The sequence below is a fragment of the Amycolatopsis thailandensis genome (assembly GCF_042723255.1).
Classification (GTDB): domain Bacteria; phylum Actinomycetota; class Actinomycetes; order Mycobacteriales; family Pseudonocardiaceae; genus Amycolatopsis; species Amycolatopsis thailandensis.
On sequence record NZ_JBHXJK010000010.1, the window covers coordinates 60,778 to 82,686 of the forward strand.

Genomic DNA, 21,909 nt, shown 5'->3' on the forward strand with positions numbered 1-21,909 from the left:
GGGGTCCCCATAGGACGAAAAGTGTCCTATGGGGACCCCTCATGACACTTCTCAGAGCTCGATGCCCAGCAGCGCGTCGACCGCGTTCCGGATCAGGCCGGGCGCCGCCGGGTCCGTCCCCGACCGGTTCAGGGCCTGCCCTGCCCACGCGTCGACGGCCGCGAGCGCCTTGGGCGTGTCGAGGTCGTCGGTGAGGTGGTCGCGAAGGCGCGCGACGGTGTCCTCCGCCGCGGGGCCCGTGGCGAGGGAGACCGCTTCGCGCCAGCGCGCCAACTGTGCTTCCGCATCCGACTGCAGCTGCGCGGTCCACGGCCGGTCCTCGCGGTAGTGGCCGGCGAACAGCGCGAGCCGGATCACGCCCGGGTCGACCTTGTCGGCCCGCAGCCGCGAGACGAACACGAGGTTCCCGCGCGACTTCGACATCTTCTCGCCGTCGAGGCCGATCATCCCGGCGTGCACGTAGTGCCGCGCGAACGGGCGGTCCCCCGCGACGGCCTCCGCGTGCGCGGCGCTGTACTCGTGGTGCGGGAAGATCAGGTCCGAGCCGCCGCCTTGGACGTCGAAGCCGAGGCCGAGGCGGTTGACCGCGATCGCGCTGCATTCGATGTGCCAGCCGGGGCGTCCCGCGCCCAGTTCGGACTCCCACGACGGCTCACCCGGCCGCGCCATCCGCCACAGCAGCGCGTCGAGCGGATGCTGCTTGCCCGGCCGGTCCGGGTCCCCGCCGCGTTCGGCGAAGAACTTGGCCATGGTCTCCGCGTCGTAGTTGGACTCGGAGCCGAAATGCCCGGTCGCGTTGTGGTCGAAGTAGATGTCCGGGTACTCCGCGTCGTCCGCGCGGTACGCGCTCCTGTTCGCCACCAGCTTCGCGATGACCTCGACTATCTCCGGGATGCTCTCGACCGCCCCAACGAACTGGCGCGGCGGCAGCACCCGCAACGCGGTCATGTCCTCGCGGAACAACGCCGTCTCGCGCATGCCGAGGACGACCCAGTCGTCCTTGTCCCGCTCGGCGCGCTCCAGCAGGGGCTCGTCGATGTCCGTCACGTTCTGCACGTAGTGGACGTCGTGCCCGGCGTCCCGCCACAGGCGGTTCACCAGGTCGAACGTCAGGTACGTGGCGGCGTGCCCCAGATGGGTGGCGTCGTACGGCGTGATGCCGCAGACGTACATCCGGGCGGTGGACCCGGGCGCCGTGGGACGGATCTGCCCCGTCGCGGTGTCGTGGAGCCGCAGCGGACGGGGGGTGCCGGGGATACGGGGCACGTCGACCGATGACCAAGTCTGCATACCCCGACTGTAAGCGGAGCCGCGACGCCGTTCCCGTCCGGTGGGAGAGGAACACGGCCGGAGTAACCGAAGTCGCTACTTCCCGGCCCGGTCGGCGTTGGCGTGGACGGCGTCCCGGATGTACTCGCCGAGCCCCGGTCGCTGGTCCGGCTCCCGCACCAGGAAACCCAGCTGGACCGGTTCGGTCGCGTACATCCGGGCGACCCCGCGATGCATCTCGTGGCCGCAGTCCCCCATGAACGCGGCCAGCATCAGCCGGTGCTCCTCGGCGAGATCCATCGCCGCGACACTGTCCGCGGGCGCGCCGGAGTCGACGACGTCGAGCAGCCGCCGGACCCAGTCCTCCCGGGCCTTCTCCGCCTCGACCCATTCGTCCTTCGAGCGCGGTACGGCGGCCGCCTGCCACTGCGGGGTCTCGCCCCACCGGCGGACGGCCTCCTCCGCGTAGCCCTCCGGCTCACGGAAGCCGCCGAAGACCTCGAACCGCTCCTCCGGCGTCAGCACGCTACCGACCTCCTTCGCCGTGATCACCCGCTCGACGGATTCGACCATCCGCGTGAGCTCGCCGATCCGCTCGACGAGCAGCGTCCGCTGCCGCCGAAGGTGCTCCAGCGCGTCCAGGGACGGGTCGTCGACCACCTTGGCGATCGTGTCCAGGCCGAAGCCGAGTTCGCGGTAGAACAGGACGCGCTGCAACCGTTCGAGGTCGTCATCGCTGTAGCTGCGATATCCGGCTGCCGTCCGCCCGCTGGGTGACAGCAGGCCGATCTCGTCGTAGTGATGCAGCGTGCGCACGGTGACGCCCGACAGCGCCGCGACCTTTCCCACCGGATACCCCATCGGCCCAGCGTAGGTGGACGTCGTCCCGCTCCGCGCGTAAAACCGGGGTATGGGGAGAGCTGGAACCACCACGTCGGCCGCACTTCCGCCCGGGCCCCCGCTGCCCGCACTCGTCCAGACGCTCGTCGTCGGCAACCTCCGTCATCACGTGCTCCCGCTGCTCAAGCGCCGCTACGGCTCCGTCGTCCGGATGAGGTTCGCGCCGCACCGCGACATCGTGATGCTCACCGACCTCGACGACATCAAGACCGTGTTCACCGGGCCGGTCACGACGTTCCACGGCGGCGAGGGCAACGTCACCCTGAAGCCGCTGATGGGCGACCACTCCGTCCTGGTCACCGACGAAGACACCCATCTGCGCGCCCGGAAGCTGCTGATGCCCGCGTTCAACGGCGCGGCGCTGCGCGGCTACCGCGCCATGATCACCGGACTGACCAGAGCCGAACTCGACCGCTGGCCGGAGGACCGGGCGTTCGGCGCGCACGACCGGATGCGCGCGCTGACGATGGAGATCATCCTGCGGGTCGTGTTCGGTGTCGCCGAAGGACCGCGGCTCGAAGAACTCCGGCGGCTGATCGGGCATCTGGTGGAGCTCGACCTGGTCCAGGTGATCGGCTGGCAGAGTCCCCGCCTCCAGCGCTACCGGCCGTGGCGCACGTACGCCGAACGACAGGCCCGGGTCGACGAGCTGCTCTACGCCGAGATCTCCGAGCGGCGCCAGGTGTCCGACCTCGATCAGCGGACCGACGTCCTGTCCCGGCTGCTCACGGTGCCCGCCGACGGGGACGAACTGAGCGACGCGGAGCTCCGTGACCAGCTGGTCACCCTGTTGCTCGCCGGGCACGAGACCACGGCGACCGCGCTCGCCTGGGCACTGCACGAGATCTCCCGGGATCCCGAACAGGCGGCGTTCACCACGCGGGCGGCGGACGAAGGCGACGAAAAGGCACTCGAAGCGGTGATGAAGGAGTCGTTGCGGCTGCGCCCGGTGGTCGGCGAGGTCGTGCGGCGGCTGACCGAGGACGTCGAAATCGGCGGCTACCGGATTCCCGCCGGCTTCGACGTCATGCCGTCGATCCTCGTCGTCCACGGCGACGACGATCATCATCCCGACGCGAAGCTGTTCCGGCCCCAGCGGTTCCTCGACGGCTCGCCCCCGGCGGGCAGCTGGTTGCCGTTCGGTGGCGGCGCCCGCCGGTGCCTCGGCGCGGGCTTCTCGTTGATGGAGGGCTCGATCGTGCTGCGGGAGCTGTTCGGCCGGTTCGCCGTCGCCCCGGAACACCCGCGACCGGAGCGGATCCGGTCGCGGCCGATCACCTTGGAACCCGGTCGGGGAGCCAGGATCAAGGTGACCGGCCGCTGAGCTACCGCTTCCTGGTCCGCAGGTAGTCGCCGACCACCGCGACGCCGAGCCCGTCGAGGTCCGGGGCGACCACCCGGCCGCCCGAACGGCGCGCGAGCAGGTCGACGAACGCGGTCAGACGGGGGTCGTCGCCGAGCCGGAACACCGTCACCGACGCGCCCAGTTTCGCCATCCGGTCCACTTCGGACAGCGTCTTGAGCAGCGTCCTCGGTTGGGGCGGGTAGTCGAACTCGGCCGTGCCGTCCGGTTCCAGATGCGCCGTCGGCTCGCCATCGGTGACCATCAGGACCACCGGCTGGGCGTCCGGGTGCCGCCGCAGATGCCGTCCGGCGAGCAGCAGCGCGTGATGGGCGTTGGTGCCTTGTTCCCAGGCGCCTTCCAGCCCCACCAGCTCGGCCAGTTCGACCGACGTCGCGTGGCGCCCGAAGGTGATCAGCTGGAGCGCGTCGTTGCGGAACCGGGTGCTGATCAGCTGGTGCAGCGCGAGCGCCGTCCGCTTCATCGGCAGCCAGCGGCCCTCCTGCACCATCGACCACGAGGTGTCCACGAGCAACGCGACCGCCGCGCGCGACCGGTGCTCGGTCTCGACCACCTCGACATCGGAGACGTCCATCCGGACCGACCGCTCGCCCATCGAAACCGAACGCAGGACGGAGTTGCGGACCGTCCGGGAGACGTCCCACGGCTGCATGTCCCCGAACCGCCACGGCCTGGTCGCGCCGGTCGGCTCGCCCGCGGCCCCGGCGGACTCGGTGTCCCGCTCGCCCGCCTTGCCGCGCAACGCGTGCACGACGTCGGCGAGCGCCGTCTCCCCCAGCCTCCGCAAAGCCTTGGGAGACAACCGGAGCGTGCCGTCGGGAGCCCGTTCGAACAGGCCCTGCCGCCGGAGCTCCCGTTCCAGTTCGGACAGCCGCCGCGCGTCGACGCCGGCGTCCGGTCCGAGCTGGCGTTCGAGTGCCTCGACGTCGATGTCCTCCAGTCTCGCGCCCGGGTAGGACTGGCCGAGCTGTTCGGCCAGCGCGTCCAGTTCGGCCAGATCGGACATCGCCCTGGCGCCGTCACCGAGACCGAGCGGGTCGTTGCCCCGGAAGCGTTCCGAAGACGTCCAGTCCTCACCGGGCCGCAGTGCGCGCAGCTGGGCGTCCAAAGTGGACAGCTGTTGCGCGAGCCGGGGGTCGCCGAACGCCTGCTGGGACAGCTCGGCCAGTTCGGCGCGCTGTTCCGGCGTCATCGAGTTGAGCATCCGCTGCGCCGCCGCTGCGCGAGCGGCGAGGACGTCGACCAGCTCCTCGACGTTCTTCGGGTTCTCCGGGAAGAACTCGCCGTGCTCGCGCATGAACTCCGCGAACCGCTCCGGGACGTCCTCGCGCCCCTGCGCGTGCGCGGCCAGGAGGTCGTTGAGGTCGGCGAGCATCTTGTTCGCCCGCTCGGCGTCTTCCGGTCCGGCGTTCCGGAGTGCTTCCTTCATCCCTTCGAAGCGGGAATCCAGCAGCTCACGGCCGAGCAGATCACGGATCTTCCCGTAGTTCTCCCGGCCCTGCTCCGACCGCCAGTCGTACTGGGCGAGTTCGCGCACGGCGGCCGCGGTTCCCGGCGGGAGCGCGTCCAGCCGCGCTTCCCGGAAGCGCGCGTCGTCGTCCGGATCGGGGAACAGCTCGCGCCGCTCGGCCTCCAGCGCCTGTTCGAGCAGCCGCTGGACCTCCTGGAGCGTGCCGTCCAGCCGGTGCCGCCGCTGGATCTCCGACCGGCGCTGCCAGAGCCGCCTGGTCAGCTCGTCGAGCCCGGCGGTGCGCGGGGTGCCACGTCTCAGCAGCTCTTCCAGCGCGGACCTGGGCGATGCCCCGGCCATGACGTCGCGCCCGATCTCGTCGAGCGCGTCCCGCAGGTCCGCCGGTGGCGCCAGCGGATCCGGGCCGTCGTTCCACGGCCCGTACGAGTAACCCTCCGGGAGGAAACTCATCGGCCGTAAACGGTGGTCGAGTCGTCGGAGTCCTTGGCGAGTTTCCTCGACAGGAACAGGGATTCCAGCGCCAGTTCGACCGCGGACGCGATCCGCCCCGCCGGTTCGTCCGGGCTCACCCCGGCGCGAGCGGCGACGTCGTGGAGCACGGGCAGTTCCGGCAGCGCGGCGAGCACGTCCTTGCCGGGGACACGTTCCCCGGTGGCCACCAGGTGCCCGGCCTCGACGGCTTCGGCCAGCGGCTGGAGATCGAGGCCGGCGAACCGCGAACGGGCCGTCTCCGCGACCGCCCGGCGCAGCAGGTGCACGAGGTGTTCGGTCTCGCGACCCTCCTCCCCCGGCTCGAACTCGAGCTTGCCGCGCAGGACCGCGGGCACGGCGTCGAGGTCGACCGGACGCGCCACGGCCGGTTCTTCACCGGTGAGCGCCGACCGGCGCAGCGCGGCCGCGCCGACCGTTTCCGCCGCCGCGACCGCGAACCGGGCCGAGACGCCGGACCGCTGGTCGATGACCGGCGATTCGCGCAGGTTCCGTACGAACCGGGCGAGCACCTCCAGCAGCGGCTCGCCGACCTCGGCGACCAGACGCGCCTCCTGCCGGACGACCGCGATCTCCGCGTCGACGTCGAGCGGGTAGTGCGTGCGGATCTCCGCGCCGAACCGGTCCTTGAGCGGGGTGATGATGCGGCCGCGGTTGGTGTAGTCCTCCGGGTTCGCCGTCGACACCAGGAGCACGTCCAGCGGCAGGCGCAGGGTGTACCCGCGCACCTGGATGTCGCGTTCCTCCATCACGTTCAGCAGCGCGACCTGGATGCGCTCGGCGAGGTCCGGCAGCTCGTTGATCGCCACGATGCCGCGGTGGGCACGCGGGACGAGTCCGAAGTGGATGGTCTCGGGGTCGCCGAGGCTGCGGCCTTCGGCGACCTTCACCGGGTCGACGTCGCCGATCAGGTCACCGACCGAAGTGTCCGGTGTGGCCAGTTTCTCCGTGTACCGCTCGTCGCGGTGGCGCCAGGTCACCGGCAGGTCGTCGCCGAGTTCGGCGGCGCGGCGGCGCGACTCCGGGGTGATCGGGTCGAGCGGGTGCTCGGCCAGTTCGGCGCCCTCGATGACGGGTGTCCACTCGTCGAGCAGTCCCGCGAGGGTGCGCAGGAGGCGGGTCTTGCCCTGACCGCGTTCACCGAGGAGGACGACGTCGTGCCCGGCCAGCAGCGCGCGTTCCAGCTGCGGCACCACGGTCCGCGAGAAACCGACGATCCCCGGCCAGGGGTCTTCCCCGGAGCGGAGCTTGGCGAGCAGGTTGTCGTGCAGTTCTTGTTTGATCGAACGCGGCAGGTGGCCGGCCGCGCGGAGGTCCCCGGCGGTCCGGGGCAGGTTTGCGGGAACATCGTTCACCCGTTCGACGCTACGTCGCGATCATGGCCCCTGTCGACGTGAAGCAACTCCAGCTCTGGGTCAACCGACTCGCGGGGACGGGCGGCCCGCCTGCTTCGAAGCACGACTAAAATCAGTCCGGTGTGCCGTCCTAGTGCGACCCTCGCGGTCTGGTCTTCGGCGTGGCTGAACGGAGCCGCCGCCTCCGACGACGTCCTTGACGCCCTTCAGGTCTGGGGTGAAGCCCACGACTTCGTCGCCGCCGACGCGGCGGCCGCCGAGGCGTTCGACCTGCCCCTCGCGTTCAACCGCGCGGCGACCCCGGTCCAGCTGCTGCTCGCCCTGCGCGCGCAGGGCGCGAAGAGCATGCAGCTGCTGCTCCCGGTGCCCGGCGACGTCCGCGGCCTGGGTGGCGGCGGACCGTTCACCGAGGCCGCGTTGCGGACCGGCGAGGCCGTCGTGCTGCCGGATCTCGGCTACGGCGTGGTGCCCGAGGCGATCGCCGAAGGGCTGATGCGGTGGACCGTGTACTCGGTGCCCATGCCGGGCGTCCTCGAATACCGCCCGCTGGGCGAAGCCGAGCACGGCCTGACCGACGCGATCCGGGCGAGCGCCGGTGCGTTGCAGACCCTGGACGTCGCCAGCGAGCGGCCGGGCGTGCGCGCGGAACTCTCGGCGCGATTGCGTTCGGCCACCGACTCGCCCTGGCCCGCCGGGATGCCCGGCCGGGCGCTGCGGGTGCTTCAGCGCTCGGAGGAGATCGCGGCGATCCTCGCCATCGCCGAGTCCGACGATCCCGGCGGCGCGCTCTCCTCTTCCGCCGCGTTGCGGCGAGCGGAAGCCTTGCGGCCGCTGAACGAGGCCGTCCGCAACGCGCGCTGCGCGGCGATCAACGAAGCGGTGCGGGTGTTCGCGGACCAGGCGGACAGGCACCCGTAAGATCACGCGGCCACAGTGTGCTTTTTCAGGACCTTCTCGGCGTACCGGACCGACCACAGGGAAAGCACGCCGATGACGGCGAGCAGCAGGACCACGCTCAGCGCGTTCATCACGTCGGCGGGCAAGAGGTAGACCAGCGGCACCCGGACCACGGCCTCCAGCAGCAGAACCACGCCCCACACCGCCGACATCCGGGTGAAAGCGCGCCGGAAGGCCGGGACCTCGTCACTGAGCCTGTCGATCTCGGCGCGTTTGGCCGCGCCGGCCCCGGCACGCACGGCGACGAGCACCATCGGCGTGCGGCCGAAGCAGCTCACCAGCAGCACGATCGCGGCCGTCGCGGTGGCGAAGGATTCCTTCAGCAGCAGGAATTTCACGTCACCGGTGACCAGCGAAAGCACGAGCCCGACCCCGAGGACTCCGGCCAGCAGCGCGGCGAAGCCGTCGAAGGACCGGTCGCGGATCGCGACCCAGGCGATCCGGCAAGCGGCCAGTACCGCCCCGGCCAGCAGGGAGACCTGCTCGCTCTGTCCGGCGAGCCTGAGCCCGTAGTAGGCGGCCAACGGCAGCGCGACGTCCCAGAACAGCAAGGACACCGTCGGGTTCTTGCCACGCGCCGTCACGACGGCGTTTTCCCTTCGCATTCGGCCAGGAAGGCCGAGACCCGCGCGTTGACCTCGGTCGCGGCTTCACCCGCGATGGCGTGGGTCGCCGACGGCCACAGTTCGACCTGTCCGCGCGAAAGGAGTTCGCGGGCCCGGGCGGCCGCGCGTTCCGGCTGGTGGATGACGCTGCGCCCGGCGATCAGGGCCAGCACGGGCATCCGCAGGGAACGCAACTGCGCGTCGGTGAACAACTTTGGCGTCGGCAGGGCGATGCGATAGGTCCGCATCCCTTCGTCGATCACCCGCGCGACCGGGTCCGAGGCGTCGATCTCCGCGCCGCCGGAGATCCAGTGGAGGAACGAAGGACGGGCCCACCGATTGACGACGGGGATCGCGGTGAGCGTGGCACGGACGACCAAGCCGGCGGTCAACCCGCCGAACGTCAGCACGGGATCGATCACGGTGAGCGACTTGAGCCGGTCCGGCGCGCGGACGGCGAGGTTCACCGCGAGCCAGCCGCCGAACGAGTACCCGATCAGGTGCACGGACGCCAGGTCGAGTTCGGCGAGCACGGTGGTCAGCCAGGCGGCCTGGTCCGCGCCGTCGCGGATGGGGACGGTCTGTTCACTGCGCCCGGCCTCGCCGATGAGGTCCACCGCGTAGACCTCGCCGTGCTCGATCAGCGCGGCGAGGTTGGGCTCCCACATCACGGCGGTCCCCGCCCGCCCCGGCAACAGCACGATCGGCGTCCCGCCCGGCCGCCCGAACCGGTACACGCGCGCCACCCCGAACGCCGTCTCGACGTCGTATGTCCCGGTCGGTGCGGGCAAGGCCGCGAGACCGCGTTCGTAGACGACCTCGTACTCGGCTCGCGCCTCCGACGAGGCGAACCCGCCCACCTTCATCCGTCCTCCTCTTTTTGCGGTACGATCGGATTGTAAAGCAGTTGGTGACAAGTTTGCAATCCGATCGGACTGCAAAAAGGAGGAGTGGGTGCCCAAGCGAGTCGATCACGAGCATCGGCGGCAGCAGATCGCCGCGGCCGTCCGCCGTATCGCGGCCGATCGGGGGCTCGAAGGCGTCAGCCTGAACGAGGTCGCCACCGAAGCGGGCATCTCGAAGGGGTTCGTCCAGCACTACTTCGCGTCGAGGGACGACATGCTGCGCTTCGCGGTCACCACCTTGCGAAGTGGACTCGAGGAGCGCATCGCCACTCCACCGGGGGCGGAGCCTCGGGTCCGGGATCTGCTCGTCGCCCTGCTCCCCCTCGACGAGCCCGGCCGGGACGCCGCGCTGGTCGCCAACGCCTTCGTCGTGCGCGCGCTCAAGGATCCGGAGATCGCCGGCCATTTCCGGACCGGTCACGGGCTGCTCCGCGACGCGGTGGCAGCCCTGCTCACCGCCGCCCGGGACGCCGGGGATCTCTTGCCGACCGTCGACCCCACTGCCGAAGCGGGCCTACTCCTGGCCTTGGTGACCGGACTGGGAGACGCGGTCCTGCTGGGTTACCAGACCGGCGAAGAGGCCGTCGCGCTGATCGACCTCCACCTGTCGAGGATCAGTACATGAAGGCCCCCTTCCTTGCGCCTAGCGCAAGGAAGGGGGCCTTTATATACTCCGGACTAAGGGCGCGCAGGGCGCTTGGCGGGCTCGCAGCAACCGACCGCGCAAGGCGCCCCGTTGACCGTGCACCCGGCCGCCGGGAACGGCGACAGCTTCCGCGCCGGCGCCCCCTCGGTGTGCTCCCGGATCAGTTCGACGACGAGCTCCGCGAAGCGCGGGTCGGTGTCCGGCGTCGCGGCCCGCGCGAAGCCCATGCCGTGCTCCGCGGCCCGCTCGGCGGCCTCGTTGTCGAGGTCCCAGATCACCTCTAGGTGGTCGGACACGAAGCCGACCGGGCAGACGACCACCGAGGTGACGCCCTCGGCGTGGAGCGCGTCGATGTGGTCGACGATGTCCGGCTCCAGCCACGGCACCTGGGGCGGGCCGGAGCGCGACTGCCATACGACGTCGTAGGTCTCGATCCCCGCTTCCGCCGCGACGAGACGGGCGGCCTCGGCGATCTGGCGCGAGTAGCGTCGGCCGCCTTCGGACGGCGGCCCGGACGCGTTGTCGGCGGACTCCGGCACCGAGTGGGCGCAGAAGACCGTCCGCGTTCCCGACTGGTTCCCCAGCTCCGCGTGCGCGGCGCGGACGGCGTCGGCGAAGGCCGCGATGAACAGCGGGTGGTCGAAGAACTGCCGCAGCTTCACCAGTTCCGGCGCGCCGTCGCCGACGGCCGCGCGGGCACGCTCGATGTCCTCGTCGTACTGACGGCAGGCGGAGTAGCCGCCGTACGCGCTCGTGGGGAAGACCAGGACGCGCTGAGCGCCCGCCTTCGTCATCTCGGCGAGGGTGTCCTCGACCATCGGCCGCCAGTTGCGGTTGCCGAAGTGGACGGGCAGCTCGATCCCTGCCGCCGCGAGCTTCTTCTCCACCGCGGAGATCGCGTCCCGGTTCAGGCGGTTGATCGGCGAGACCCCGCCGAAGTGCTGATAGTGCTCGGAGACCTCGAGCAGTCGTTCCCGGGGGACTCCCCGACCCCGCGTGACGTTCTCCAGGAACGGCATCACCTCGTCGGGTCCCTCGGGACCACCGAACGAAAGCCAAAGCAGCGCGTCGTAACCCACCCCGTCATCTTGCCGTTGTGGCGCCTCGCACGCTGACCCGGCCCATTTTGAACCAATCGATCCAAAACCTGGTACGGTCGCTTGCATGGCCAGGCCGAAGGAATTCGACGAGCGCGCGGCGATCGGGCGCGCCATGGACGCGTTCTGGGTTCGCGGCTACGAGGGCACGTCGACCCAGACCCTCTGCGAAGCCACCGGCCTGGGCCGCAGCAGCATCTACAACACCTTCACCAGCAAGCATGAACTGTTCGTGCGCGCGCTCGACCACTACGCCGAGCGCGGAATCGTGGCCAGAACGGCCTTACTGGAGGAGTCCGGGACCGGCATCGAGCGATTCGGCGCCCTGTTCTCGTACACGATCGACGAGGAAGTCGCACACCCCGGCCGAGGTTGCCTCGTGGTCAACACGGTGGCCGAGTTCGGCGACCGCGATCCCGAGATCAGGGCGCGGATCGACGCCGACACCAAGCGGCACCTCGCCCTTCTCGCGGCCTGCGCCAGGGAAGGACAGCTCGACGGGACGATCGACAGCGCCCGCGAGCCCGGCGACATCGCCGAGTTCGCGCACAGCACCGTCGCCGGCCTCCGGCTCATGTCCCGCCGCGGCGCCGGACGGACGGCCATGGACGCCGTCGCCGGCATCGCCCTGAACGGGATCGCCGCGAAGTAGACCGAAACAAGCCTTGTGCGCGACGCTGCCCACATTTTGGACCGATCAATACAAAACCGGAGGGAATCCTCGTGCCTTTGGCAGTCTGCGTACTCGGACTGAGCGTGTTCGCGCTCGGCACGTCCGAGTTCATGATCACCGGCCTGCTGCCGGGAATGGCGGCCGACCTGAACGTCGGCATCCCGGAGGCCGGACTGCTCATCTCGGCCTTCGCGATCGGCATGGTGGTCGGCGCTCCCCTGCTCGCGATCGCGACGCTGCGGGTGCCGAGGCGCGCCACCCTGATGGCCTTGCTCGTCGTCTTCGGGATCTCGCATGTCGTCGGCGCGCTGGGGTCCGGGTACGCCCTGCTCTTCGCGACCCGTGTCGTCAGCGCCGTCGCCTGCGCCGGGTTCTGGGCGGTCGCGGCGGCCACCGCCGTCGCGCTGGTCCCGGTCGAACGTCGTGGCCGGGCGCTGGCCATCCTGGTCGGCGGGCTCACCGTCGCGAACATCGCCGGGGTGCCCGCCGGCACCTTCCTCGGCCAGCACGCGGGCTGGCGAGCGGCCTTCTGGGCGGTCACGGCGCTGACCGTCGTCGCGCTGATCGGCGTCTTCGCCCTCGTTCCGGAAACCCAGAACGGCGAGGACAAGACCGACGTCTCGACCGAACTGCGGCTCTACCGCCGCGGCCGGTTCTGGCTCGCGCTCGGCGTGATCGCGCTCGCGCAGGCGATGATCTTCGCGACCTTCAGCTATCTCGCGCCCTTGCTGACCGAGATCGCCGGGCTGCCGGAAAGCTGGGTGCCGGGAGTGCTGTCGCTGTTCGGGCTCGGCGCGCTGATCGGCATCACCGCGGGCGGACGGCTCGCCGACGCAAGGCCTTTCGCGACCCTCTACGGCGGCCTCGGCGTCGCGTTGCTCGCCCTGGTGCTGCTCGCGCTCTCCGGCCCCGCGACCCCGGTCGCGATCTTCGCCGTGTTCCTGTTCGGCCTCGCCGGATTCGGGATCAATCCCGCCCTGAACGTCCGCGCCTTCGCCGTGGCGGGCAACGCGCCCACCCTCGTCGGCGCGAGCACGACGGCCGCCTTCAACGTCGGCAACACCGTCGGCCCCTGGCTCGGCGGCGAATCGATCGACGCCGACCTCGGCTATCCCAGCGTCGCGTGGGTGAGCGTCGGACTCGGTGCCGCCACCGTGCTCGTACTCACCCTCGCCGCCGGTGTCCAGCGCACCGACGACACCCGCCTGCTTCGCGAACCTGTTACCCAGTAAGGAGAATCATGTCCGACCGAACACAAGCCACGCTCACCGAGTTCTTCCGGCGAATGTCCACAGGGGACACCGACGGCGCCTCGGAACTCTTCGCCGACAGCGTCGCGTGGGACATCCCCGGCGCGACCGAACTGGTCCCGTGGATCGGCCCGCGCCGGAACCCGGCGGAGATCCGCGAGTTCTACGACCTGCTCGACAACGGCCTCGTCAAAGACCGGTTCGACGTCGAGCGGGTGCTCGTCGACGGGCCGCACGCGGTCGCGATCGGCCGTCTCCGCTCGATCATCCGCAGCACCGGCAAGGTCATCGACTCGGCCTTCACCATCGAGTTCGAGGTGAACGACGACGGGCGGATCACCAAGTACCTGCTCCTCGAAGACTCCTGGCACGTCGCGAACGCCGTCCTGCCCTGACACGTCGAGAGGTCGGCCGGGTCGCGCGTGGCAGTTCGGGTTCTATTACGGGTAAGGCAAAGGTGGCGTGTTCTCGGCGGATCGCGAACGCCACCTGGGCTGCCCCGGCGCCCAGTGTTGCGAAAGCCACTTTCACAACGTTGAAGGTTGCGAAAGAAGCTTTCGCGACACGGCGCACCGAGTCCGCTGAACGACCCCGGCCGCCGGACCGGCGCGATCCCGACACCACCCACGTGCAGATCGGCCCGGGTGGTCGTGAGTGGCGTTTCGGGTTATCGAGAGATACGGCAGATGTGGCGTGTCCGCGGAACGGGTCAGTGACTCCGCGTGGCACCGGAACTCGGGCGCCGACTGTGTGGATTTTGGTGCGTTGGACGCTCAGAAATCCACACAGTCCCGCGTGACCGGACCGGTCACCACAGCCAGGTGGGCAGAGAAGCTCCAGGGTGTGTGGAAACAGGGACATTCAACGTCCCTGTTTCCACACACCCCTCACCCTGAGTGACAGCTCACATTCTCGCCGGCCACAACGGCCCGACACCTTTGCCTTACCCCCTCAAGAGAACCCGAAACGCCACTCACGCCCCCAACCCACCTCCGCTTGAAGCGCGTGAAGGCCCCTTCCCTCGGCTGAGCCGAGGGAAGGGGGCCTTCACGCGCTTGAACGGGATCAGATGCCGAGCGAGTGCACTCCGCCGTCCACCATGATCATTGAGCCGGTCGTGGCGGGCAGCCAGTCCGACAGGACGGCGCAGACCGACTTCGCCGTCGGGTCCGGGTCGGAGCTGTCCCAGCCGAGCGGCGCGCGGTCGCCCCAGCCCTCCTCCAGCTCGGAGAACCCGGGGATCGACTTCGCGGCCATGGTCTTCATCGGACCGGCGCTGACCAGGTTGACCCGGATCCCCTTCGGGCCGAGGTCGCGAGCCAGGTACCGGTTCACCGACTCCAGTGCCGCCTTCGCCACGCCCATCCAGTTGTAGACGGGCCACGCGACGCGCGCGTCGAAGTCCATGCCGACGATCGACGAACCGCGCGACAGCAGCGGCAGGGTCGCGACGGCGAGCGACTTGAAGGAGTACGCCGAGACGTCGACGGCCACCTTCACGTCCTCGCTCGGGGCGTCCAGGAACGGCGCGCCGAGGCAGGACTGCGGGGCGAACCCGATCGAGTGCAGCACGCCGTCGAGTCCGTCGACGTGCTCACGGGCGCGGTCGGCGAGCGAGTCGAGGTGCTCCTGGTTGGTGACGTCCAGCTCCAGCACCGGCGCCTCTTCGGGGAGGCGCTTGGCGATGCGCTCGACGAGCGACAGCCTGCCGAAGCCGGTGAGCACGACCTTCGCGCCCTCCTGCTGCGCGATCTTGGCCGCGTGGAACGCGAGCGAGGCGTCGGTGATGACGCCGGTGATCAGCAGGCGCTTGCCTTCGAGCAGTCCTGGCACGGGACCTCCAGTCCGGAGTTGTTGCGATCAGTACGGGAAAACGGGGACGTCAGTGGCCCATGCCGAGGCCGCCGTCGACCGGCAGCACCGCGCCGTTGACGTACCCGGCCTCTTCGGAGGCGAGGTAGCGGACGGCGGCGGCGATCTCCGACGGCTCGGCGTACCGGCCGGAGGGAACCTGGGCGAGGATCTCCTTCTTGCGGTCCTCGCCGAGTTCGTCGGTCATGTCCGTGGCGACGAAGCCCGGGGCGATGACGTTCGAGGTGATGTTGCGCGAGCCCAGCTCACGCGCGAGCGAGCGGGCGAGACCGACGAGACCGGCCTTGCTCGCCGCGTAGTTGACCTGACCGGCCGAACCGGTGAGGCCGACGACGGACGAGATGAAGATGTAGCGCCCCCACTTGCCACGCAGCATGCCCCGGGAGGCGCGCTTGGCGACGCGGTAGGCGCCGGTGAGGTTGGCGTCCACGACGCGGGTGAACTGCTCCTCGCTCATGCGCATGAGCAGGGTGTCGTCGGTCATGCCGGCGTTCGCGACGAGGACCTCGACCGGGCCCTGGTGCTCCTCGACGAGCTTGAAGGCGGCGTCGATCTGCTCGGCGTCGGTGACGTCGGCCTGCACGCCGAAGAGGCCGTCGGGCGCGCCGGAACCGCGGTGCGTGATCGCGACCTTGTGTCCCTGCGCCGCGAGGTCCTTCGCGATCGCCAAACCGATGCCGCGGTTGCCGCCGGTGACCAGTACCGACCGTCCCACTTCAGCTCTCCTCGCCTCGTCTTCGTCCGTGACCGCACTGAGGCTATCGGCTCGCCCGCCGCGCGCCGGAGCCGCGCCACCCCTACCTCCGGGTAACCGCGACCGTCCTAAGCGGATGTTAGGAACCGGGCCGAAACCTTGCCCGGCCGTCACGGATTGTTCACCGTGAGCCGGAACACAGGAGGTCAAAGATGACAACCCGGATCGGCGAAGCGTCGCCGCCCGTAAGCGAGAGGCGAGTCGTCGGCAACGTGCTGCGCGGCTCCATCGGCAACCTGGTCGAGTGGTACGACTGGTACGCCTACGCCGCCTTCACCACGTACTTCGCCAAGTCCTTCTTCCCCACCAAGGACACGACGGCGGCCTTCCTCGGCACCGCGGCGGTGTTCGCCGTCGGGTTCCTCATGCGGCCGCTGGGAGGCTGGATGCTGGGCCGGTTCGCCGACCGGTTCGGGCGACGAAGCGCACTCGTGCTTTCCGTCACGTTGATGGCGACGGGGTCGCTGATGATCGCCGTGACCCCGACCTACGCCAGTATCGGGATCGCCGCGCCGATCCTGCTTCTGATCGCCCGGCTCGTCCAAGGGCTCTCGGTCGGCGGCGAGTACTCGACCTCCGCGACCTATCTGTCCGAGGTGGCCACTCCGGGCAAACGCGGCTTCTATTCCAGCTTCCAGTACGTGACGCTGTACGGCGGCCAGCTGCTGGCGCTCGGCCTCCAGCTCCTGCTCCAGTCCATTCTCACCGAGCAGCAGCTGACCTCGTGGGGCTGGCGGATCGCGTTCGTCGTCGGCGCGCTCGCCGCGGTCGTGGTGATGATCCTGCGGCGCGGGATGGACGAGTCGGCCAGCTTCGAGGAGGCCAAGGCGTCCGGCACCGGCAAGGACGCGGGCGACAAGGGCACGCTGCGCGCGCTGATCAAGTACCCCAAGGAGATCGCGCTCGTCGTCGGCCTCACCCTCGGCGGAACGGTGTCGTTCTACACCTTCGCCACCTACAGCCAGAAGTTCATGGAGAACACCGCGGGCATCCCGCGCCGGACGGTCACGCTGATCCTGTTCTGCGCGATCCTCGTCGCCGCGATCCTGCAGCCGCTCGCCGGGAAGCTGTCCGACCGCATCGGCCGCCGCCCGCTGCTGATGTTCTTCGGCATCGGCGGCACGCTCCTGACCGTCCCGATCATGACGCTCATGGGCGCGACCAAGCAGCCGGTGTTCGCCTTCCTGCTGATGCTGGCCGGGCTGGTGATCGTCACCGGGTACACCTCGATCAACGCGATCGTGAAGGCCGAGCTGTTCCCGACGAAGATCCGCGCGATCGGCGTCGGTCTCCCCTACGCGCTCACGGTGGCGATCTTCGGCGGCACCGCCGAGCTCATCGCGCAGGCGCTCAAGGGCGCTGGCCACGAATCGGTGTTCTTCTACTACGTCGCGGGCTGTGTCCTGGTCTCGCTCATCGTGTACGGCACAATGCGGGAAACCTCGAAGACCTCGGAGCTCGACAACAAGAAGCAGCCCGAGCCGGTCTCCGGCCGTTAGACGGGAAGGTGTGGTCATGCGGTTGCTGCTGGTCGAAGACGACGCCGGCGTCGCCGACGCGCTGTCCGAAACGCTGCAGGCGCGTGGCCACACCGTCTCCCACGCGATCCGGGGCTGCGACGCGCTGCACCGGCATCGCGAGGCCGACGTGATCCTGCTGGATCTCGGCCTGCCCGACATGGACGGGCTGGACGTGCTCCGCAAGGTCCGTCAGGTGTCGCTGGTGCCGGTGCTGGTCCTCACCGCGCGCGGGGACGAGCGGTCCGTGGTGCGCGGGCTGCGGCTCGGCGCCGACGACTACCTGACCAAACCGGTCCGCCTCGCCGAACTGCTGGCGAGGATGGACGCGGTGGTGCGCCGCGCCGCCATCACTGCCGCGCCCCAGGACGACGTCGTCCGCGTCGAGGACGTCGAGATCGACCTCGGGGCCCGGCGGGTGCTGGTCGACGGGACCGACATCGGCCTCACCACCAAGGAATTCGCCGTGCTGGCGGTGCTCGCCGCCCGGCCCGGCACGGCGGTGAGCCGCCAGCAGCTGATGGACGAGGTCTGGGGCGACGCGTACCTCGCCGTCTCCCGCTCGCTGGACGTGCACCTGACCCAGCTGCGCGCGAAACTCGACCGGCCGGGGCTGCTGACCACGATCCGGGGATTCGGCTACCGCTTCGGCCGGGACTGAGCGGTGCGCACCCGGCTGCTGGTCGTTCTCGTCGCGCTCGCGCTCACCGTCGTCGCCGCGTTCGCGATCCCGCTGTTCGGGTCGACCGCCGCGCAGCGGACCCAGCAGCTGGTGATCGCCCGCAACGCCGACGTCGACCGGTTCGCCGTCCTCGCCCAGCAGGCCGTCGACGCCGATGACCCGACCACGCTGACGGTCGACGCCGAGCGGTATTCGTCGTTATACGGCGAAGCCGTCGTGGTGGTCGACGCGCGCGGAATACCGCTGGTCGAAACCGGTGGGATGACGGCCGCGGAGCCCATCGTGCGCTCACTCGTCGAGTCCGCCCTGCGCAACCAGCCCGCGAAGGGACCCGAACAGCTGAGCCCGTGGTCGGCGGATCCGGTCTACTTCGCCCGACCGGTCGGCACCGGGACGCGGGTGGCCGGAGTCGTCGTCCTTCGCGCTTCGGTGACCACGGCGGCGGACGACGTCACGACCCGCTGGGCGGCGATCGTGGCGGGCGCGGTCCTGGTCGCCGCGGTTTTCGTCCTGCTCGCGGTGCTCCTGGCCCGCTGGATGGTGCGGCCGCTGCACGAACTGGAGACCGGCGTGCAGGCGGTGACCGAGGGCCATCGCGCCGAGGTCCCCGATCGCGCCGGACCGAGGGAGTTGCGTTCTCTCGCGACGTCGTTCAACCGGATGTCCGACGCCGTCGTCGAGGCGTCCGAACAGCAGCGGCGGCTCGTCGCGGACGCGTCGCACCAGTTACGGAATCCCATGGCGGCCTTGCGATTGCGGGTGGATTCCCTGGCCACGCAGGTGGACGGCGACGGTCAGCGGGCCTACCGCGCGACAGTCGCGGAGGTCGAACGCCTGGAGTCCTTGTTGGACGGACTGCTCGCGCTGGCGCTCGCCGAAAGCGCCGCGACCCGGCTCGCGGCGGGTGAATCCGGCGACGAACCCTGCGATCTCCCGGCGGTGCTGGCCGAACGAGTCGACGCGTGGCGCCCGTCGGCCGACGACGCGGGAGTCGATCTCGCGGCGGCGGAGGGCCACGACGAGCCCGTGCCCGTGCGATGCTCGGAAAGCGAACTGGCCCAGGTGCTCGACGTCCTGCTGGACAACGCGGTGCACTACGCGGGCCAAGGCGCCACCATCACCACCGGCTACGAGGCCGGCGACACGACCGCCACGCTTTTCGTGTCCGACAACGGCCCCGGACTGTCCACAAAGGACCGTGAACGCGCGACCGAACGGTTCTGGCGGGCCGGAGGCGACGGCGCGCCGCGCGGGACGGGCCTCGGGCTCGCGATCGCGAGCCAGCACGTGCTCGCCCGCGGCGGGAAACTGGAGCTTCGCGAAGCCCAGCCGCACGGACTCGAAGTCCGCGTCGAACTCCCGCTCGTCACGGGAGGCACGCCATGACCGTCACCAGGCGTACCGTCCTCCTCGCCGGGCTCGCCACGCTCGCGGGCTGTTCGACGGCGGGCTATCAGGGCCCGGACCGCGAGATCGTCATCGCGGCGGGCGAGAGCGGCGGGTTCTATCTCGCCTTCGCGGAGCTGCTGGCCCAGCAGCTGAACCGGGTGGAGCCCCGGCTGCGGGCGACGGCCGTCGCGACCGAGGCCAGTGTCGAGAACCTGCGGCGGCTGCGGGACGGCCGGGCCGATCTCGGGCTCGTTCTCGGCGACGTCGCCGAGTCCGCCTTCTCCGGAGCGGACCCGTTCTCGGTCCCGATGTCGTTCTCGGCCATCGGCCGCGTCTACGAGAACTACCACCAGCTCGTGGTCCGCGCCGACGGCGGCGTCCGGTCACTCGCCGATCTGGCCGGGCGGCCGGTGGCGATGGGCGCGAACGGATCCGGCGTCGCGGTGTTCAGCACGCGGCTGTTCGCCCGCGCGCGGATCCCGGTGCACGCGAAGAACCTCCTGCTCGGGGAGGCGATCAACGCACTGATGGCGCACGAGGTCGACGCCCTGTTCTGGTCCGGCGGGATCCCCACGCCCGCGCTCACCGAGCTGAACCGGACCACCCCGATCACGCTCCTCCCCCTCGACGCCCACCTGCCGGCCCTGCGCGCGGGCTACGGCCCGGTGTACGACCAGGTCCACGTTCCGGCGCAGGCCTACCAGGGAGTCGGTGAACTGCGGACGATCGGCGTCGCGAACCTGCTGCTGGCGGCGCCTTCCCTGCCCGACGACGCCGCGGCCGCGGTCGCGCGGGTACTGGCCGGGCACGCCGCCGACCTCGTCCCGGCACCCGCCGTCGGGACCCAGTTCCTCGACGTCCGGACGCTGATCGGCACCGGCAAGGTGCCGCTGCACCCTGGGGCCGCCTCGGCCTACCGTGCCCTGCACGGGTGACCCACGCTCAAACTCCAGAGTGATGCGCGTAGCGCTGAAGCGCTGCCAAGGTCGGAAACAGGCGGCCCACCGGGCCGCCCCGATCCGGAAGGACTCCACAGTGTCATCGAGACACAGCAGGGTGGTGCGGGGTTCGGCGCTGATCGCGGGCCTCGCGCTCGCGGGCGGGCTCGCCACGGCCGCCCCCGCCGTCGCGGCCGACCAGGTCGAACTCACCGCACCGGCCCTCACCGGTCACTACGACGTCGGCACCACCGACCTCCATCTCGTCGACAACGCCCGCGCCGATCCGTGGAAACCGGAGCGGCGCCGGGAACTCATGGTCACCGTCACCTACCCGGCCGACCGCTTCGCCGACGGGCCGCGCGCGCCGTGGGTCGGTCCCGCCATGGGCTCCGTCGTCGACCAGATCCTCGCGGGCAAGGACTACCTCGACCTCCCGGCGGGCTCCATCGCTTGGAAGTCCGCGAAACGCAACGCCGAACTCGGCGTCCCCGCCGCGCACGGCGCGCCGAAGCCGGTCACGCTCTTCTCCCCCGGCTTCGGTGCGCCGCGTGAGACCTACTCGGCTCTCGTGGACGACCTGGCGAGCCGCGGGTATGTCGTCGTCTCGCTCTCGCACACCTACGAGAGCGCGGCGGTCGAGTTCCCCGGCGGACGGCTGGAACCCGCCGTGAACGGGGGCGAAGGCCCCGAGTTCATGAAGAAGGCCCTCGACGTCCGGGTCGGCGACACCCGCTTCGTCCTCGACCAGCTCGGCAGACTCGCCCGCGGCCAGAACCCGGACGCCGAGAACCGGCCGCTTCCCCGTGGTCTGGGCCGGTCGCTCGATCTGTCCCGCGTCGGCGCCTACGGGCATTCCTACGGCGGGTTCACCTCCGGTGAGGCGATGGTGCAGGACCGCCGGATCGACGCCGGGATCAACCTGGACGGCGCGATGGCGACCGCGTTCGGTTACCCACCCGGAACCCCTTACGTGCCGGGCGAAGTCACGAAACGCGGCCTGGACCGGCCGTTCATGCTGATGGGTGCCGAAGGGATCGGCCAGGACGGGAAACCGCTCCAGCACACCCACCGGACTCCCGAATTCGACCGGAGCTGGGCGGACTTCTGGGCCAACCAGCGTGGCTGGAAGCGGGACCTGCTCCTGCGCGGCGGCAGTACCCACATGGCGTACAGCGATTTGCAGGTCGTCATCCCGCAGCTGGGTTCGCGAGTGGCCAAAGAGAAGCGGGAGGCGGTCATCGGCACCATCGATCCCCGTCGCTCGCTGGCCGCGCAACGGGAGTACGTCGGCGCGTTCTTCGATCTGCACCTTCGCGGACGGGACAAGCACATGTTCGACCGCGAGTCGCCGCGCTACCCGAACATCGACTTCATCGATTGAGCCTGGTGTTGGGGACGTCGTGAGTGGCTTTTCGGGGGCGTGTTCCTTGGGTGGGTGTAGGCCCTCTTGGGGACGTTGAACGTCCTGGATGGTCCCTTCACCTCGGTCGGTGCCCACGCCTTACCGCTCCGCGAAGGCCTCCTTGCCTACCCTGAAGGTAGTGCCCCGGCAAAGTCGTCCACCCGCTGGCCAAGCGGGGGCGAGGAGGCTCGTCGCCGTGGCATGGCACCTTGCCAACTGTCCACAGAGGACACTATCGGTGTAGTTTTGCCCGATTCGGGCGTTTTAGGAGGGGGTCGTGAGTGGCGAGGAGGGTTCTAACCCTCTTCGCCACTCACGACCCACCAGTAAAACCAGTCATATGGGCATTAAATGGACATTCTTCGGTGACCC

General features: G+C 70.1%; 20 protein-coding genes. 11 read left to right on the forward strand and 9 right to left on the reverse strand.

Annotation, left to right across the window (positions count from 1 at the left end; all coding sequences use genetic code 11):
* Positions 1-51 precede the first annotated feature (51 nt).
* Positions 52-1,290: a cysteine--1-D-myo-inosityl 2-amino-2-deoxy-alpha-D-glucopyranoside ligase gene (gene mshC, locus ACFWMR_RS06215; protein WP_378377411.1), complete on the reverse strand. Its 1,239-nt coding sequence runs from the start codon at positions 1,288-1,290 to the stop codon at positions 52-54.
* Between the two features lie 75 nt (positions 1,291-1,365).
* Positions 1,366-2,130 carry a MerR family transcriptional regulator gene (locus ACFWMR_RS06220; RefSeq protein ID WP_378377413.1) on the reverse strand — a complete coding sequence of 255 codons (765 nt, stop codon included), beginning with the start codon at positions 2,128-2,130 and terminating at the stop codon, positions 1,366-1,368.
* A 49-nt stretch (positions 2,131-2,179) separates the two neighbouring features.
* Between ACFWMR_RS06220 and ACFWMR_RS06225 the strand changes: the two genes are divergently transcribed.
* The gene (locus tag ACFWMR_RS06225; protein ID WP_378377415.1) at positions 2,180-3,493 is read left to right on the forward strand and encodes a cytochrome P450; all 1,314 of its coding nucleotides are present in this window, start codon (positions 2,180-2,182) and stop codon (positions 3,491-3,493) included.
* Position 3,494: 1 nt separating this feature from the next.
* Here the strand turns inward: ACFWMR_RS06225 and ACFWMR_RS06230 are convergent, their stop codons facing one another.
* Positions 3,495-5,453 (reverse strand): vWA domain-containing protein, encoded by a 1,959-nt coding sequence (locus ACFWMR_RS06230; RefSeq protein WP_378377416.1) that lies wholly within the window; start codon positions 5,451-5,453, stop codon positions 3,495-3,497.
* Positions 5,450-6,847 carry a sigma 54-interacting transcriptional regulator gene (locus ACFWMR_RS06235; RefSeq protein ID WP_378278753.1) on the reverse strand — a complete coding sequence of 466 codons (1,398 nt, stop codon included), beginning with the start codon at positions 6,845-6,847 and terminating at the stop codon, positions 5,450-5,452. The genes ACFWMR_RS06230 and ACFWMR_RS06235 overlap by 4 nt, the downstream gene beginning before the upstream one ends.
* A gap of 120 nt (positions 6,848-6,967) precedes the next feature.
* Here ACFWMR_RS06235 and ACFWMR_RS06240 point away from each other — a divergent pair, with 120 nt between their 5' ends.
* On the forward strand, positions 6,968-7,765 hold the full coding sequence (locus ACFWMR_RS06240) for a hypothetical protein (protein WP_378278755.1): 798 nt from the start codon (positions 6,968-6,970) through the stop codon (positions 7,763-7,765).
* 2 nt (positions 7,766-7,767) lie between these two features.
* Here the strand turns inward: ACFWMR_RS06240 and ACFWMR_RS06245 are convergent, their stop codons facing one another.
* Together ACFWMR_RS06245 and ACFWMR_RS06250 are read right to left on the reverse strand one after the other, a co-directional pair.
* Entirely contained in the window at positions 7,768-8,409 is a 642-nt protein-coding gene (locus tag ACFWMR_RS06245) for a VC0807 family protein (protein WP_378377418.1), read from the reverse strand.
* The gene (locus tag ACFWMR_RS06250) at positions 8,385-9,275 is read right to left on the reverse strand and encodes an alpha/beta fold hydrolase (protein WP_378377420.1); all 891 of its coding nucleotides are present in this window, start codon (positions 9,273-9,275) and stop codon (positions 8,385-8,387) included. Before ACFWMR_RS06250 ends, ACFWMR_RS06245 begins: the two co-directional genes overlap by 25 nt.
* Before the next feature lie 88 nt (positions 9,276-9,363).
* Between ACFWMR_RS06250 and ACFWMR_RS06255 the strand changes: the two genes are divergently transcribed.
* Positions 9,364-9,939, forward strand: a complete 576-nt coding sequence (locus ACFWMR_RS06255; RefSeq protein ID WP_378377422.1) for a TetR/AcrR family transcriptional regulator — start codon at positions 9,364-9,366, stop codon at positions 9,937-9,939.
* 53 nt (positions 9,940-9,992) lie between these two features.
* On the opposite strand, the gene ACFWMR_RS06260 is transcribed toward ACFWMR_RS06255, so the two are convergent.
* Entirely contained in the window at positions 9,993-11,039 is a 1,047-nt protein-coding gene (locus ACFWMR_RS06260; protein WP_378377424.1) for a ferrochelatase, read from the reverse strand.
* Between the two features lie 85 nt (positions 11,040-11,124).
* Between ACFWMR_RS06260 and ACFWMR_RS06265 the strand changes: the two genes are divergently transcribed.
* The 3 genes from ACFWMR_RS06265 to ACFWMR_RS06275 all read left to right on the forward strand — a co-directional run bounded on the left by ACFWMR_RS06265 (position 11,125) and on the right by ACFWMR_RS06275 (position 13,375).
* Positions 11,125-11,709, forward strand: coding sequence for a TetR/AcrR family transcriptional regulator (locus ACFWMR_RS06265; RefSeq protein WP_378377425.1), 585 nt, complete (start codon positions 11,125-11,127; stop codon positions 11,707-11,709).
* A 71-nt stretch (positions 11,710-11,780) separates the two neighbouring features.
* Positions 11,781-12,962 carry a Cmx/CmrA family chloramphenicol efflux MFS transporter gene (locus ACFWMR_RS06270; protein WP_378377427.1) on the forward strand — a complete coding sequence of 394 codons (1,182 nt, stop codon included), beginning with the start codon at positions 11,781-11,783 and terminating at the stop codon, positions 12,960-12,962.
* Between the two features lie 8 nt (positions 12,963-12,970).
* Positions 12,971-13,375 carry a nuclear transport factor 2 family protein gene (locus tag ACFWMR_RS06275; protein ID WP_093934059.1) on the forward strand — a complete coding sequence of 135 codons (405 nt, stop codon included), beginning with the start codon at positions 12,971-12,973 and terminating at the stop codon, positions 13,373-13,375.
* A 670-nt stretch (positions 13,376-14,045) separates the two neighbouring features.
* On the opposite strand, the gene fabI is transcribed toward ACFWMR_RS06275, so the two are convergent.
* Both fabI and fabG read right to left on the reverse strand, forming a co-directional pair.
* Entirely contained in the window at positions 14,046-14,813 is a 768-nt protein-coding gene (gene fabI, locus ACFWMR_RS06280; RefSeq protein ID WP_378377429.1) for an enoyl-ACP reductase FabI, read from the reverse strand.
* Between the two features lie 49 nt (positions 14,814-14,862).
* Positions 14,863-15,567: a beta-ketoacyl-ACP reductase gene (gene fabG / locus ACFWMR_RS06285; protein WP_005150154.1), complete on the reverse strand. Its 705-nt coding sequence runs from the start codon at positions 15,565-15,567 to the stop codon at positions 14,863-14,865.
* A gap of 191 nt (positions 15,568-15,758) precedes the next feature.
* Between fabG and ACFWMR_RS06290 the strand changes: the two genes are divergently transcribed.
* The 5 genes from ACFWMR_RS06290 (at position 15,759) to ACFWMR_RS06310 (ending at position 21,516) form a co-directional block, all read left to right on the forward strand.
* Positions 15,759-17,105 carry an MFS transporter gene (locus ACFWMR_RS06290; protein WP_093934061.1) on the forward strand — a complete coding sequence of 449 codons (1,347 nt, stop codon included), beginning with the start codon at positions 15,759-15,761 and terminating at the stop codon, positions 17,103-17,105.
* 16 nt (positions 17,106-17,121) lie between these two features.
* On the forward strand, positions 17,122-17,784 hold the full coding sequence (locus tag ACFWMR_RS06295) for a response regulator transcription factor (protein ID WP_378377431.1): 663 nt from the start codon (positions 17,122-17,124) through the stop codon (positions 17,782-17,784).
* 3 nt (positions 17,785-17,787) lie between these two features.
* Positions 17,788-19,191, forward strand: a complete 1,404-nt coding sequence (locus ACFWMR_RS06300) for a sensor histidine kinase (RefSeq protein WP_378377433.1) — start codon at positions 17,788-17,790, stop codon at positions 19,189-19,191.
* The gene (locus tag ACFWMR_RS06305; protein ID WP_378377435.1) at positions 19,188-20,129 is read left to right on the forward strand and encodes a TAXI family TRAP transporter solute-binding subunit; all 942 of its coding nucleotides are present in this window, start codon (positions 19,188-19,190) and stop codon (positions 20,127-20,129) included. The genes ACFWMR_RS06300 and ACFWMR_RS06305 overlap by 4 nt, the downstream gene beginning before the upstream one ends.
* Before the next feature lie 100 nt (positions 20,130-20,229).
* The gene (locus ACFWMR_RS06310; RefSeq protein ID WP_378377437.1) at positions 20,230-21,516 is read left to right on the forward strand and encodes an alpha/beta hydrolase family protein; all 1,287 of its coding nucleotides are present in this window, start codon (positions 20,230-20,232) and stop codon (positions 21,514-21,516) included.
* Positions 21,517-21,909 lie beyond the last annotated feature (393 nt).

What these genes read in the sequence shown, in the direction of transcription:
- ACFWMR_RS06275 (WP_093934059.1), top strand. Translation starts at nt 12,971, where the DNA reads ATGTCCGACCGAACACAAGCCACGCTCACCGAGTTCTTCCGGCGAATG.
- ACFWMR_RS06220 (WP_378377413.1), bottom strand. Translation starts at nt 2,130, where the DNA reads ATGGGGTATCCGGTGGGAAAGGTCGCGGCGCTGTCGGGCGTCACCGTG.
- mshC (WP_378377411.1), bottom strand. Translation starts at nt 1,290, where the DNA reads ATGCAGACTTGGTCATCGGTCGACGTGCCCCGTATCCCCGGCACCCCC.
- ACFWMR_RS06250 (WP_378377420.1), bottom strand. Translation starts at nt 9,275, where the DNA reads ATGAAGGTGGGCGGGTTCGCCTCGTCGGAGGCGCGAGCCGAGTACGAG.
- ACFWMR_RS06265 (WP_378377425.1), top strand. Translation starts at nt 11,125, where the DNA reads ATGGCCAGGCCGAAGGAATTCGACGAGCGCGCGGCGATCGGGCGCGCC.
- ACFWMR_RS06305 (WP_378377435.1), top strand. Translation starts at nt 19,188, where the DNA reads ATGACCGTCACCAGGCGTACCGTCCTCCTCGCCGGGCTCGCCACGCTC.
- ACFWMR_RS06295 (WP_378377431.1), top strand. Translation starts at nt 17,122, where the DNA reads ATGCGGTTGCTGCTGGTCGAAGACGACGCCGGCGTCGCCGACGCGCTG.
- ACFWMR_RS06290 (WP_093934061.1), top strand. Translation starts at nt 15,759, where the DNA reads ATGACAACCCGGATCGGCGAAGCGTCGCCGCCCGTAAGCGAGAGGCGA.
- ACFWMR_RS06225 (WP_378377415.1), top strand. Translation starts at nt 2,180, where the DNA reads ATGGGGAGAGCTGGAACCACCACGTCGGCCGCACTTCCGCCCGGGCCC.
- ACFWMR_RS06245 (WP_378377418.1), bottom strand. Translation starts at nt 8,409, where the DNA reads ATGCGAAGGGAAAACGCCGTCGTGACGGCGCGTGGCAAGAACCCGACG.
- ACFWMR_RS06230 (WP_378377416.1), bottom strand. Translation starts at nt 5,453, where the DNA reads ATGAGTTTCCTCCCGGAGGGTTACTCGTACGGGCCGTGGAACGACGGC.